General features: G+C 72.1%; 10 protein-coding genes. 2 read left to right on the plus strand and 8 right to left on the minus strand.

The window, feature by feature from the left end; translation table 11 throughout:
• Positions 1-27: 27 nt before the first annotated feature.
• Complete coding sequence (locus ABZX61_RS15585; protein ID WP_355194925.1) at positions 28-900, plus strand: ROK family protein; 873 nt, start codon at positions 28-30, stop codon at positions 898-900.
• On the opposite strand, the gene ABZX61_RS15590 is transcribed toward ABZX61_RS15585, so the two are convergent.
• From ABZX61_RS15590 to ABZX61_RS15620, 7 genes are all read right to left on the minus strand, one after another.
• The gene (locus ABZX61_RS15590; RefSeq protein ID WP_355194927.1) at positions 889-2,841 is read right to left on the minus strand and encodes an acyclic terpene utilization AtuA family protein; all 1,953 of its coding nucleotides are present in this window, start codon (positions 2,839-2,841) and stop codon (positions 889-891) included. The genes ABZX61_RS15585 and ABZX61_RS15590 overlap by 12 nt on opposite strands.
• Positions 2,838-3,599 carry an enoyl-CoA hydratase-related protein gene (locus ABZX61_RS15595; RefSeq protein ID WP_355194928.1) on the minus strand — a complete coding sequence of 254 codons (762 nt, stop codon included), beginning with the start codon at positions 3,597-3,599 and terminating at the stop codon, positions 2,838-2,840. The genes ABZX61_RS15590 and ABZX61_RS15595 overlap by 4 nt, the downstream gene beginning before the upstream one ends.
• Positions 3,596-5,512, minus strand: coding sequence for a biotin carboxylase N-terminal domain-containing protein (locus ABZX61_RS15600; RefSeq protein ID WP_355194930.1), 1,917 nt, complete (start codon positions 5,510-5,512; stop codon positions 3,596-3,598). Before ABZX61_RS15600 ends, ABZX61_RS15595 begins: the two co-directional genes overlap by 4 nt.
• Positions 5,509-7,041, minus strand: coding sequence for a carboxyl transferase domain-containing protein (locus tag ABZX61_RS15605; RefSeq protein WP_355195188.1), 1,533 nt, complete (start codon positions 7,039-7,041; stop codon positions 5,509-5,511). Before ABZX61_RS15605 ends, ABZX61_RS15600 begins: the two co-directional genes overlap by 4 nt.
• 53 nt (positions 7,042-7,094) lie before the next feature.
• Positions 7,095-7,733, minus strand: a complete 639-nt coding sequence (locus tag ABZX61_RS15610) for a TetR/AcrR family transcriptional regulator (protein ID WP_355194932.1) — start codon at positions 7,731-7,733, stop codon at positions 7,095-7,097.
• Positions 7,734-7,799: 66 nt separating this feature from the next.
• A complete protein-coding gene (locus ABZX61_RS15615; RefSeq protein WP_355194934.1) occupies positions 7,800-10,109 on the minus strand; it encodes a protein kinase in 2,310 nt (769 codons plus the stop codon).
• A 205-nt stretch (positions 10,110-10,314) separates the two neighbouring features.
• The gene (locus ABZX61_RS15620; protein WP_350722232.1) at positions 10,315-11,676 is read right to left on the minus strand and encodes an FAD-linked oxidase C-terminal domain-containing protein; all 1,362 of its coding nucleotides are present in this window, start codon (positions 11,674-11,676) and stop codon (positions 10,315-10,317) included.
• A 100-nt stretch (positions 11,677-11,776) separates the two neighbouring features.
• Between ABZX61_RS15620 and ABZX61_RS15625 the strand changes: the two genes are divergently transcribed.
• Complete coding sequence (locus ABZX61_RS15625) at positions 11,777-12,346, plus strand: hypothetical protein (protein ID WP_350722230.1); 570 nt, start codon at positions 11,777-11,779, stop codon at positions 12,344-12,346.
• Position 12,347: 1 nt separating this feature from the next.
• Here the strand turns inward: ABZX61_RS15625 and ABZX61_RS15630 are convergent, their stop codons facing one another.
• Positions 12,348-13,553, minus strand: coding sequence for an aminotransferase class I/II-fold pyridoxal phosphate-dependent enzyme (locus tag ABZX61_RS15630; RefSeq protein ID WP_355194936.1), 1,206 nt, complete (start codon positions 13,551-13,553; stop codon positions 12,348-12,350).
• Between the last annotated feature and the right edge of the window lie 63 nt (positions 13,554-13,616).

Below are 13,616 nucleotides of genomic sequence, written 5' to 3' on the forward strand. Positions count from 1 at the left end.
GGTTGCACCGTAGGGCACGATGGCACGGTGGCACGATTGGATTACGTCGTTGCGGTCGATGTCGGCGGTACCACCTTCAAAGGCGGATTTGTCGCCTGGGACGGGACAATTCTGCATTTCGAGCGACGTGCGACGCCTCGCGGCGCCGACCAGGTGATCGCGGCCATCTCCGCCTTCGTCGCCGACCTCGCGCGGCCCCGCGCCGGGCGCCGCCCGCTCGCCGTGGGGCTGGCGGTGCCGGGGCTGGTCACGCCCACCCACGCCGTCTACTCCGCGGCCTTCGGGTGGCGGGACGTGCCCGTCTCGTCGTTCGCGGACGTGGACCTGCCGGTGGCGCTCGGGCACGACGTCCGCTCGGCCGGGGAGGCCGAGCTGGCCTTCGGGACGGGCGGGGACGATGTCCTGTTCCTCCCCATCGGTACGGGTATCGCGGGCGCGGTCGTCCTGTCGGGCTCGCTGTACGGGGGAGCCGGGGGCTTCGCCGGGCAGATCGGTCACATCCCGGTCCGGCCCGACGGTCTGGCGTGCGGGTGCGGGCAGCGCGGGTGCCTGGCCGCGTACGCGTCGGGCGGGGCCATCGCGGCACGCTACGGCTCGGGCACCTCCGCGGACGTGGTGCGCCTGGCCGCCGAGGGGGACGAGCGGGCGGCGGAGGTGTGGTCGTCGGCCGTGGACACGCTCGCCCTGGCGCTGGCCACGTACACCCTGGTGCTCGACCCGGCGCGCATCGTCATCGGGGGCGGGGTCTCGCTGGCGGGGGACGCGCTGCTGGTGCCGCTGCGGGAGCGGCTGGCGGGGCGGCTCGCCTTCCGGCGGGCGCCGGAGGTGGTGGCGTCGTCCCTCGGCGTACGTGCCGGGCTCCTCGGGGCGGGGCTGCTGGGCTGGCGATCAATCTCGTAGGTGCGGAGGTATGTCCACCTCCTTCGCCCGCAGCTCCTCGCCCAACGCCTTCGCCTGCGGGTCCATCCTGGGACTCGCGGCCACGCCCCTGCCGAGGAGGCCGTGGATGACGAAGTTGAGCGCCTTGATGTTGGGGAGCTCGTAGCGGTCGACGCGGTGCGGGGCGAGGGCTGGGAGGAGGCGTTGGAGGGTGTCGGGGGTGAGGTGGGCGGCCAGCCAGTCGTACCGCTCCTGGGTGTCGGCCCAGACGCCCAGGTTCGCGTTCCCGCCCTTGTCCCCGGACCGCGCCCCGGCGATCCACCCCAACGGCACCCGCACCTGAGCCCCGACCACCGACGCCTGCTCGGCGGCCTGAGGCCCGGCCACCGACGCCTGTCCCGCGCCTGAGGGCCCGAGCCCCTGCCGGCCGCTCCCGGCCCTTTGCCCGTCGTTTCCGGTGGCGCTCTCGGCCTCTTGGCCACCGTTCGTAGGCGCCGGGCCGCGTGGTGCCGCGTCCCGCCGACCCGGCGCTGAGAGGAGGGCCGGTGCGGGGTGCGGGGTGGCGGCTTCGGCTGCGTCGCCCGCTGCGCTCGCCGTCGCCGCTTCGCTCGTCGTCTCCGTCGCGTCTGGAGGCCGGAGCCCCTGATCGCCGCTCCCGGTCGCGGGCCCGGCTCCTGGCGTGTCGGGGGCGGTGGGAGGGAGTTCGTTGCCGTCGAGGAAGGTCCGGGGGTGGACCTCCGAGGCAGGGACGAGGACGGGCCAGTAGACCCCGTACGGTGTGGCGTTGCCCGGTGGGGTGAGGGCGTAGAAGCCGGGGTAGCTGGCGAGCCCCGTCTCCACCACGGCGGAGGAGAACGCGCGTCCCGCCCGGCGTTCGTCGGCGTCCATGACGGTGATCCGCAGCAGGCCCGAGTCCGTCAGCTCCACGTCCACCCGGTCGAACGAGTCCCGGGGGACGCGGGCCCAGAGGGCGTCCTGGGCGGCCCGGGCCTTGGCCGCCACGTCCAGGCCCGTCAGGACCAGGGTCATCGTGTTGCGGTAGCCCGCCAGGTAGTTGACGGCCACCTTGAGGGTGTCGGGTGGCGGCTCACCCCGGACACCCGAGATCAGGACGCGGTCGGGCCCGTCGTCCGTGAGCGTGATCGTGTCGAAGCGGGCCACCACGTCAGGCCCCAGGTAGCGCGGACCCCCGAGCTCGTACACGAGCTGCGCCGTGACCGTGCCGACCGAGACCAGCCCGCCGGTGCCGGGGTGCTTGGTGATCACGGCGGAGCCGTCCGCGTTCAGCTCGGCGATGGGGAAGCCGCAGTGCGCCAGGTCTGGTACGTCCTGGAAGAACGCGTAGTTCCCGCCGGTCGCCTGGCAGCCGCACTCGATGACGTGTCCCGCCACCACCGAGCCCGCCAGCTGGTCCAGGTCGCCGGGCCCCCACCCGTACCGCCAGATGCCGGGGCCGGTCACCAGGGCGGCGTCCGTCACGCGGCCGGTCACCACCACGTCCGCGCCCGCCGCGAGGGCGGTGGCGATGGGGCGGCCGCCGAGATAGGCGTTCGCGGTCAGGGGGGTCGCGGTGAGGGGTTCGCCGGTGTCGGCGTTGGTCAGGTCCAGGGGGCGGCCGGTGAGGTCGTCGCCCGTGATGTGGGCGATCGTGGGGGAGAGGCCGAGGCGGGTGGCCAGGTCGTGTACGGCCTCCGCGCAGCCGGCCGGGTCCAGGCCGCCGGCGTTCGTCACGATTTTTATGGATTTATCGAGACAAGGGCCCAGGACGTCCTCCATCTGCCGGAGGAACGTCGGCGCGTACCCGGGGCGGCCCTTCAGGCGGTTCCCGGCGAGGATGAGCATGGTCAGCTCGGCCAGCCAGTCGCCGGTGAGCACGTCGATCGGCCCGCCCTCGACCATCTCCCTGGCGGCCGAGAGGCGGTCGCCGTAGAAGCCGCTGCAGTTCGCGATCCGCAGCGTCATCGGGCGGCCCACCTGGGCGGCCGCTTCTCCCTGAACGCCGCGATGCCCTCCTGCCCCTCCTCCGAGGTGAAGCGCTCGGCCGACAGCCCGGTCATCCGCCGCAGCCCCTCCTCGAACGACAGCGCGGGCACCTCCCGCACCATCCGCTTCGTGATGGCCAGCGCCTCGGGGCCGCCCTTGATCAGCAGATCGGTGTAGTGCGCGACCGTCGCGTCCAGTTCGTCCTCCGGGACGGCCCGCGAGAGCAGCCCGATCTCCGCCGCCCGGGCCGCGTCGAACACCTCGCCGGTCAGGAAGTACTCGGCCGCCGCCCGGGGCTCGACCCGGCGCAGCACCGGCACCGAGATCATGGCGGGCACGACGCCGAGCCGTACCTCGGAGAAGGCGAAGGACGCCGTCAGCGGCGCGATCGCGAAGTCGCACGCCGCCACCAGGCCCAGGCCGCCCGCCCGCGCCGTGCCGTTCAGCCGGCAGATGACCGGCTTCGGGCTCTCCCAGATCAGCGTGAGGACGTCGGGGAACGACGCCGTCACCGCCGCGCCCGAGGCCTTCTGCTCCTTGAGGTCGGCGCCCGAGCAGAACACGTTCCCGGTGCCGGTCAGCACGATCACCCTGGCCTCCGGCTCGGCCAGCGCCCAGTGGAGCCGGTCGGACAGGTCGGCGAGGAGCCGTACGGACAGGGCGTTGCGGTTGGGCGGCGAGTCCAGCGTGACGGTCGCGACGCCCGCCGCCAGGTCCTTGTGCACCAGGCTCGTCATGAAGTCTCCTCCTGGATGATCGCCAGCACCGCGCCCGCTTCGACCTGCCGGCCCTTTTCGACGTGTACGTCCGACACCACGCCGTCGGACGGCGCCGCGATCCGATGCTCCATCTTCATCGCCTCGAGCACCAGCACCGGCTGCCCCTTCGTCACCCGGTCGCCGGGCTCCACCTCGATCCGGAGCACGCTGCCCGGCATGGGGGCCAGCAGGGAGCCGGGCGCGACGTGCTCGACCGGTTCGGGGAGGCGGGGGAGCGGGGTCAGCTCGGCGCACCCGCCGACGTGGTCGACGTAGACCTTGCCGTCCTCGTCGTAGCGGGCCACCTCGAAGGTGTGCCGGACGCCGTCGCGTTCCAGGACCACCTCGTACGGCTCCGCGCTGATCACGGTGACGCCCTGGGGGAGCGGGTCGTAGACGACCTCGGCCTCCTCGAAGCGGGCCCGGCGGGGCTGGGAGCGCACGTTGCGCCAGCCGCTCGGGAGGCCCGCCAGCACCGTCGCCCGGCGGCGGTTCTCGGCGGCCATGGCGAGCGCGGCGGCCAGCACCGGCAGCTCGCCGGCCGCCCCGCCGGCGTCGGCCCCGTGGGCCGCGCTGGCCTCGGCCTCGTCCGGAGGGGCGCCGTGAAGGGGGCCGCCGGGGGCGAGGAAGCCGGTGTGGGTGTCACCCGCCCCGAAGGCCTGACTTGTCAGGATTTTTACCAGTAAATCGCGATTTGTCACGACTCCGTGGAGCTTCGCTCGCCGGAGCGCCGTGACCAGCTTCCGCACCGCCTCCGCTCGTACCCGCCCGTACCCGATCACCTTCGCCAGCATCGGGTCGTAGTACGGCGAGATCACCGACCCGGACTCCACCCCCGAATCCACCCGCACCTCCCCGGAGACCTCGAACCGCCGCAACACCCCGCTCTGCGGCAGATAATCCCCGTCCTCCGCATAAAGCCGCACCTCCACGGCATGCCCGGCAGGCTCGGGCGGCGTCACCGGCAGGGCGGCCCCCTCGGCCACCTCGAGCTGCAGTCGCACCAGATCGATCCCGTAGACCAGCTCGGTGACCGGATGCTCGACCTGGAGCCGGGTGTTCATCTCCAGGAACGCCACCCGATCCCCCTTGACCAGGAACTCCACGGTCCCGGCCCCGACATAGCCGATCTTCCGCGCGGCCCTGACCGCCGCCTCGCACAGCCGCTCCCGCAGCTCGGCCGAGATCCCCGGCGACGGGCACTCCTCGACGACCTTCTGGTGCCGCCGCTGCACGCTGCACTCGCGCTCGCCCAGCGTCCACACCGTGCCGTGCCCATCGGCGAGCACCTGCACCTCGACGTGCCGGGCGTTCTCCAGCAGCGGCTCCACGAACACGGTCCCGTCGCCGAACGCCGACGCCGACTCCCGCCGCGCCGACTCGACCTCCCGCGCCAGCTCCCCGGCCTCGCGGACGATCCGCATGCCGCGCCCGCCCCCACCGGCGGACGCCTTGACCAGGACCGGGAACTCCCCGGGCGCCTCCGGGTCGAGCGAGGGGAGCACGGGCACCCCCGCCTCCGCCATCAGCCGCTTCGCCTCGACCTTGGACCCCATGGCCGCGATGGCCTCGGGCGGCGGCCCGGCCCACACCAGCCCGGCGTCCAGCACGGCCCGCGCGAACTCCGCGTTCTCGGACAGGAAGCCGTATCCGGGATGCACGGCGTCCGCACCGGAGGCGCGGCAGGCGTCCAGGATGCGGCCGATGTTCAGGTACGTGTCGAACGGTCGGGCGCCCGGCAGCCGTACGGCCAGGTCGGCCTCGGCCACGTGCGGCGCGTCCGCGTCGGGGTCGGAGAAGACGGCGACCGTCGAGATGCCGAGCGACCCGCAGGTGCGGAAGACGCGGCGGGCGATCTCGCCCCGGTTCGCGACGAGCAGGCGGGTGATCATGGCCGGAACACCCCGAATCCCGCCGGTTCGGGCACCGGCGCGCTGTTGACGGCCGACAGGCACAGGCCCAGGACGGTACGGGTGTCGCGCGGGTCGATGACCCCGTCGTCGTACAGGCGGCCCGACAGGAAGAACGGCAGCGACTCCGCCTCGATCTGGGCCTCCACCATCGCGCGCATCGCCGCGTCCGCCTCCTCGTCGTACACCTGCCCCCTGGCCTGCGCGGACGCGCGGCCCACGATGGACAGCACCCCGGCGAGCTGCGCCGGGCCCATCACCGCCGACTTGGCGCTCGGCCAGCTGAACAGGAAGCGGGGCTCGTACGCGCGCCCGCACATGCCGTAGTTGCCCGCCCCGTACGAGGCGCCCATGACGACGGTGAGGTGGGGGACGGTCGAGTTGGACACCGCGTTGATCATCATGGCGCCGTGCTTGATGATGCCGCCCTGCTCGTAGTCCTTGCCGACCATGTAACCGGTCGTGTTCTGGAGGAACAGGAGCGGAGTGCGCGACTGGTTCGCGAGCTGGATGAACTGGGTGGCCTTCTGCGACTCCTCGCTGAACAGCACGCCGCGCGCGTTCGCCAGCACGCCCACCGGGTAGCCGTGGACGCGCGCCCAGCCGGTCACGAGGGAGGCGCCGTACAGCGGCTTGAACTCCTCGAACTCGCTCCCGTCCACCACGCGCGCGATCACCTCGCGGGGGTCGAACGGCACCTTCAGGTCCTCGGGGACGATGCCCAGCAGCTCCTCGGCCGGATATCCGGGCTCGCGCGACGCCTGCGGGCTCATGCCCTGCTTGCGCCAGTTGAGGGAACGGACGATCCGCCGCCCGATCCGCAGCGCGTCGTGCTCGTCCTGGGCCAGGTGGTCGGCGAGGCCGCTGGTCCTGGCGTGCATCTCGGCCCCGCCCAGGGACTCGTCGTCCGACTCCTCCCCGGTGGCCATCTTCACGAGGGGCGGGCCACCCAGGAACACTTTCGCTCGTTCCCGCACCATCACCACGTAGTCGCTCATGCCGGGCACGTACGCGCCGCCTGCCGTGGAGTTCCCGAACACCAGCGCGATGGTCGGAACGCCCGCCGCCGACAACCGGGTCAGGTCACGAAATATCTGGCCACCCGGGATGAAGATCTCCTTCTGCGTCGGCAGGTCCGCGCCGCCGCTCTCGACCAGGTTCACGTACGGGAGCCTGTTGCGCAGCGCGATGTCGGCCGCCCGGAGGGACTTCTTCAGCGTCCACGGGTTCGACGCGCCGCCGCGGACCGTGGGGTCGTTCGCGGTGATCACGCACTCGACGCCCTCGATCACCCCGATCCCCGACACCATTCCGGCCCCGACCGGGAACTCGCTGCCCCAGGCGGCCAGCGGCGACAGCTCCAGGAAGGGCGAGTCCGGGTCGATCAGCAGCTCGATCCGCTCCCTGGCCAGGAGCTTGCCGCGCCTGCGGTGCCGTTCGACGTACTTCTCGCCGCCCCCGGCCACCGCCTTGGCGTGCTCGGCGTCGAGCTCGCCCAGCTTGGCGAGCATGGCCTCCCGGCGCCCGCGATAGTCGTCGCCCTCGGTGTCGAGCCTGCTCCTGATCACGCGCCTTCCTCCCGCCAACCTGACGTTCCCGTCAACCCGATGGCCCTGGCCCACAACCGCGTCAGGTGATCGACCGCCACCTGCTCGTCGGCCTGCTCCCCGAGATCCAGCCACACGTGGGCGAAGTGCTCCACCATCCCGCCCAGCATGACGGCGGTCAGCCGCGGATCCAGCTCCGGATCGGCCAGCCCCTGCTCCTGCAGCCGCTTCAGCCCCTCCGCGCCCCGCCGCACGAACACCTCCCGCAGCTCGAGCAGCAACCGCCCGAACCTCTCCTCGGACGTGGCCGCCTGCTCCACCATCCGCACCAGCCGCGAGTTCGCCGCCCAGGCTCGCAGGTAGAGCCGGTTGGCCGCCTCGATCCGGGCGTACGGATCGTCGGGGTCCGCCGCCGCGCCGACCACGCTGGCCGCGAACATCTCCCCGACCACGGCCGCCGCGACCTCGCCGAACAGTGCTTCCTTGGAGTCGAAGTAGGTGTAGAACGTGCCATGGGACACCCGGGCCCGCCCGCACACGTCGTCGATCCGCACGGCGTCGTACCCGTGCTCCTCGAACGCCTCCCGCCCAGCCTGCAGCAGCGCGGCCCGCGTCCGCCTGCCCCTGGACGTCGGCACCGAAGACTTGACGATCACGTCAACTACGCTAACGCAAAAAGGGCCCCATACAAGGGGCCCTTTTCAGCGGATGGCGCCGTCAGGTCAGGTGCAGTGGCTCCAGCCGGACTTCCACGTCTGGCCGCCCCATGAACCGCCCCAGATCACGCACTTCTGCTTTCCGGGCAGACGGATCGGGCCGGCGTACGCGGTGAAGTTGCCCGGGTTGCTGGCGCTGGAGCCACCCTTCACCTGGAGGATGGCGTTCATCTGCGCCTTCTCCGGGAACAGCATGCGCGACATCGTGACCACGCAGTTCTTGCCCGCACCGGAGTTGTACAGAAGATAGACGGTGGCGTTGCCGGTCGCGATGGAGCGCGAGTCGATGACCTTGTAGCCGGAGCCGCACACTGACGCCGCGTTGTACGGGTTCGGCTTGCGCGGGGCGTACGTCTTGGTCGGCTTGCTGCTGGGACGGGTCGGGACCGTCGTGCCGGTGCCCGGCTGGTCCGTCGATTCGCCGGGCGGCGGCTCCACCACGGGGTCGACCATGTCGGACGACTTCTTCTTCGTCTTGGTCTCGGACGGCTTGGGCGTGGGGTGCGGCCGCTTCGTCGTGGTCTGGGGCTGGGGTGCCTGGGTGACCGGGTTCGGGACCTCGGCGATGGGTTCCGGCTGCTTGGTGTGCTTGGCCTTCTTGCTCTCCGTCGGATCGATGCTCAGGGTGGGCACCGACACCGAGGTGTCCGTGGGCAGCGGCACCGGGGTCTGGTCGCCGGGCGGCGGGTCGACGGGCTGGCCGCCGCCGGAGCCGTCGCCGCTGGTCTTGTTGGAGGAGTTGCCGACGGCCACCACCGGGACTTCCTTGGTGTTGGCCTGCACCACCACGGCGCCGACGACCACGAGGAGGGCGGCGGCCGCGGCTCCGGACAGGGCGAGCGTCAGCGTGCGGCGCTGCTTCGCGGGCGCGCTGTCACCGGGGCCCGACGGGCCGCCGGGACGGGTGGGACCGCCCTGCGCTCCGGGCCTGCCCGGTCCGCCTGGCGTTCCCCCCTGGAAGGGCGACTGGCCCTGAGGCGTGCCGGGGCCGTGCGACGGCATCCCGGACGCGACAGCACCGTGCTGCGCGGCCGCACCGTGCTGCGGTGGCATTCCGGGTGCGCCCGCACCCTGCGGGCCGCCCTGAGGAGCTTGAGGGCCGCTCTGAGGCGTCTGCGGGCCGTTGCCGGGCATTCCGGGGTGGGAGCCGACCGGCCCGGCGGGCATACCCGGCTGGGAACCGGCGGGCATCCCGGGCTGAGGCGCACCGGGGGTCCCCGGACCACCGGGCGTTCCGGGCATACCAGGTGTCCCCGGCTGCGGGGTGCTCTGGGGCTGGTTGCCCGGCATGGGGGACGCGGCCTGGGCGGCGGCCGCGGCGGGGCGGCCGTACGCGCCCGTCTGCGGGACGGGCGGGACGGGGCCGGTGGGCTGGGTCCAGGGGCCCGGGTAGACGTCCTGGCCCTTCGCCGCAGGGGCGCCACCCTCCACGCCGGCACCGGCCGCGGCGGCGGCGCCGCCGATCAGTTGCTGGCCCGTCACCGGCTCGATGGCGGCCTTCGGAGCCGGCTGGCCGGTGAGGCGGACGATGAGCTCGTCCGCGCTGGGCCGCTGCGCGGGGTCCTTGGAGAGGCAGAGGCCGACGAGCTCCCCGAGCATGCCCTCCATCCGCCCGAGCTCCGGCTCCTCGTTGAGGATCCGGTTCATCACCACGGGAATGGAGTCGGCGCCGAAGGCGGGCTTGCCCGTCGCCGCGAACACCATCGTGACGCCCCAGGCGAACACGTCGGCCGCCTCCGACACCGCCGCCCCGCTGAGCTGCTCGGGCGCCAGGTACGAGGGCGTGCCCATGGCCATCCCCGTGGCCGTCGCGCCGGGCGAGTCCAGGGCGCGGGCGATGCCGAAGTCGATCACGACGGGACCCTCGGGCCCCATCAGGACGTTGGCGGGCTTGAAGTCGCGGTGCAGGATGCCGGCGCGGTGGATGGCCGCGAGCGCCGTGGCCGTGCTGATCGCGAGCCGTTCGAGCGCCGCACCCCGCCGCGGCCCCTCGTTGATGACCATCTCACGCAGCGACGGCCCCGGGACGTACTCGCTCACGATGTACGGACGGCTGCCATCCAGGTCGGCGTGGAGCACTGGAGCGGTGCAGAACCTGGCCACCCGCTGTGCCACCGCCACCTCGCGCAGGAACCTCGTCCTGGCGTCGGCGTCGGCCACCAGGGCGTTGTGCAGCAGCTTGACCGCTACCTGCTCCCCGGAATCACTCTTACCCAGATAGACAACACCCTGGCCGCCCTCGCCGAGCCGGGCGACGATTTCATACGCCCCCAGCCGCCGCGGGTCGTCCGCCGCCAACGGCTGGAACTGATTCACGTCGGACCCCCATTACAACCCATTAGATGGGGCAAAACGCTACCAGCGTGATGGTTGGGACGTCTGCCGGACCTATCAGAAGTTTCATGTTTTGACGAAGAAAGTCAGGCCGCTGTAAGCCCTTCGTCGCAGGTCGGACGGGCTTCCGGCCCCAATGTCACGGCTTGGTCAAGGTGCCCACAGTCCGAGATTCTCCAGGCCAGAGCTAGATCGCCTTGCCCGGGTTGAGGATCCCCAGGGGGTCGAAGACCGCCTTGATGCCCTGCTGGACCTCGGTGACCACCGGGCCCGACTCCAGGTCGAGCCAGCGCCGCTTCAGCAGGCCCACCCCGTGCTCCCCGGTCAGCGTGCCCCCGAGCTCCAGCGCGCGCGTGAACACCTCGTCCGCCGCCGCCCACACCTCCGCCGGCGGCTCGGGCATGCCGCGGTCGAAGATGAAGACCGGGTGCAGGTTCCCGTCGCCGGCGTGCGCCACCGTGAGGATCTTCACCCCGTGCCGCGCGGACGTCTCCTCGATGGCGGTGATCATGTCGGGCAGCAGGGACCGGGGCACGCACACGTCCTCCACCAGGCACGCCCCGAGCCGCTCCTTGGCCTGGTAGTCCAGCCGGCGCAGCTTGATCAGCTCCTCGGCCTCCTGCGGGCTGGAGGACACGGCCACGAACGAGGCGCCGTTCTCCAGGCACAGCCGCTCCATGCGCTCGACCATGGCCTGGCTGTCGGTGGCGTCGGACTGGCCGATCAGCGTGGCCTGCGTGTCCGGTTCGAGCCCGATGTTGAGCCAGTCGTCGAGGGCCTCCAGCGAGGCGCGGTCGATCAGCTCCATGAGGGACGGCTGGCAGCCCGCCGCCATGATCGCCGACACCGCCGCGCCCGCGTCCCGGAGCGAGCCGAACTCCGCCGCGAACGTGGCCGGCGGCGCCGTGGGCGCCCGCTTGAGCCGGACCGTGGCTGCGGTGATGACGCCGAGCGTGCCCTCAGAGCCGACGAACAGGCCGGTCAGGTCGTAGCCCGTGACGCCCTTCATCGTGCGCCGGCCGGTGCCGATCACGCGGCCGTCGGCCAGCACCACCTCGAGCCCGAGCGCCGAGTCCCTGGTCACGCCGTATTTCACGCACCGCAGCCCGCCCGCGTTCGTGGCCAGGTTGCCGCCGATCGTGGAGATCTCGTACGACGAGGGGTCCGGCGCGTACATGAGCCCGTGCTCCCTGGCGGCCCTGTCCAGGTCGGCGGTGATGACGCCGGGCTCGACGACGGCGATCTCGTCGGCGGGGGAGAGCTCCCTGATCGCGTTCATCCTGGCCAGCGAGAGCACGATCGAGCCGTCACCGGCGACGGCGGCCCCCGCCAGTCCCGAGCCGCCGCCCCGCGGCACCACGGGCACCCGGTGCTCGGTGGCCCACCTCAACGTCGTGACCACGTCGTCGCGCGAGGCGGCCAGCACCACGCCGAGCGGTTTGCCCGGCGCCACGAACGTCCGGTCACGGGCGTAGGAGTCGATCACATCCGGATCGGTCAGGACGCGACCTTCGGGCAGAGAGCTCACCAACGCATCAATCGGCTTCACACCATGCACTTTAGGTGGAAACCACTCGGCCGGAGGGTCCGGCCGGACACGCTCCGCCTCCCGGTTTGCGCAGGTCGTTACTTAAGGCCAAACTGCCCAGGTGGAAGTCAGGTGCCCGGTGTGTTCGGAGACCGACCAGGTCGCCGCGGTCCCCGGAGCGGTGGCCTCCGGGACCACGTACAAGATCGGCAGAGTGCGGCTGCCCGGCGTGCGCGAGGTCGCCGACCTGCCCACGGCGGCGGCGCTGGGCGCCTCGAAACACGTCATGAGCCGTACGCAGCTCGCGGTCTGGCTGTCGTTCCCCAGCCGCCACTACACCCCGTGGGCCAGGAACCAGGGCTATCTCCTGCTCCTCGTGGCGGCCCTGGTGCATCTGGTCGTGTCGCTGGTCATCGCCATGGGCCAGGACCCCAAGTGGGGCGAGGTGCTGCTCGCCCCGTTCTGCCTGACCGGCCTGTTCTGGGGGCTCGGGCTGCTGAACGTGCTCGGCTCGTACGGCGCCAGGAAGCGCGACACCCTCGAGGCCCCGGCCAGGGAGAAGGCCCTGGCCGTGTGGGAGGGCCTCTATTACTGCGCGCGCGACAACGTCGTGTTCGAGCCGGGGGTCGGCGTCTCGTTCCATCCGAGCGAGACGCGCGAGTACATCTTCGGCTTCAGGAACGGCCGCTAGCTCAGCCCAGTTCCTCCGCCACCGCGCGGGCGCAGACGGCCAGGCCCTCGATGGCCTGCTCCAGCTCGTCCAGCCCGGGGAAGGTCGGGGCGATCCGGATCGTGCGGTCGGCGGCGTCCTTGCCGTACGGGTGCGTCGCGCCCGCGGGCGTCAGCGCGATGCCCGCGGCCTTGGCCCTGGCCACCACCTCGGCGGCGTGCGGCACTTCCAGGCTGATGAAGTAGCCGCCCGCGGGGCTCGTCCAGGTGCCGAGGTCGCCCAGCCGCTCGGTCAGCACCTTGTCGACCAGCTCGAACTTCGGCCCGATCAGCTCCGCGTGCCGCCGCATGTGCGCGGCCACGCCCGCCGGGTCGCCCAGGAACTCGACGTGGCGGAGCTGGTTGAGCTTGTCGGGGCCGATGGACTGCTTGCCCGTGTTGTGCAGGAACCACTCGACGTTCGCGGGCGAGGAGCCGAAGAAGGACACGCCGGAGCCCGCCAGCGTCACCTTGGAGGTGGAGGCGTAGACGAACACGCGGTCGGCGTTGCCGTGCTCGGCGGCCAGAGTCAGCAGGTCGGCCAGCTCGTCCGGGGTGTCGGTGAGGTGGTGCACCGCGTACGCGTTGTCCCAGAAGATCCGGAAGTCGGGCGCGGCGGCCGGCATGGCGGCCAGCCTGCGGACCGTCTCGTCGCTGTAGGTGACGCCGGACGGGTTGCTGTACTTCGGCACGCACCAGATGCCCTTGACGCTCGCGTCGGCGGCCACCAGGCGCTCGACCACGTCCATGTCGGGGCCCTCGGCGTTCATCGGGACGGGCACCATCTTGATCCCGAACCGCTCGGTGATCGTGAAGTGCCGGTCGTATCCGGGGACCGGGCACAGGAACGTGACCTCCGGCTCCTCCACCCACCGCCGCGCGGCGCCCGGCACCCTGGTCAGCAGCGCGTGCACGATCGTGTCGTGCATCAGGGCCAGGCTGGAGTTGCCGCCGACGACGAGCTGGCCGGCGGGCACCTGGACCAGCGGCGCGAACAGCTCGCGCAGCTCGGTCAGGCCCTGCAGGTTGCCGTAGTTGCGGCCGTCGGTGCCGTCGGCCGCCCGGTAGGACGTGGGCAGCTTGAGCAGGTCGTTGGAGAGATCGAGCTGGCGCGGCGACGGCTTGCCCCTGGTGAGGTCGAGCGAGAGCCCTCGCTGGACGAGGGCGGCGTAGTCAGCCTGAGCAGTCACGGGATCTTCTCCTCCGAAGTCGGGTCCGGCTACGAAGGATAGAAGACCTCACCCGGTGAGCCT

Source organism: Nonomuraea sp. NPDC003709, assembly GCF_040610775.1.
GTDB lineage: Bacteria > Actinomycetota > Actinomycetes > Streptosporangiales > Streptosporangiaceae > Nonomuraea > Nonomuraea angiospora_A.

Coding starts and splice junctions, on each gene's coding strand:
- ABZX61_RS15590 (WP_355194927.1), bottom strand. CDS start 2,841: ATGACGCTGCGGATCGCGAACTGCAGCGGCTTCTACGGCGACCGCCTC.
- ABZX61_RS15595 (WP_355194928.1), bottom strand. CDS start 3,599: ATGACGAGCCTGGTGCACAAGGACCTGGCGGCGGGCGTCGCGACCGTC.
- ABZX61_RS15600 (WP_355194930.1), bottom strand. CDS start 5,512: ATGATCACCCGCCTGCTCGTCGCGAACCGGGGCGAGATCGCCCGCCGC.
- ABZX61_RS15605 (WP_355195188.1), bottom strand. CDS start 7,041: ATGCTCGCCAAGCTGGGCGAGCTCGACGCCGAGCACGCCAAGGCGGTG.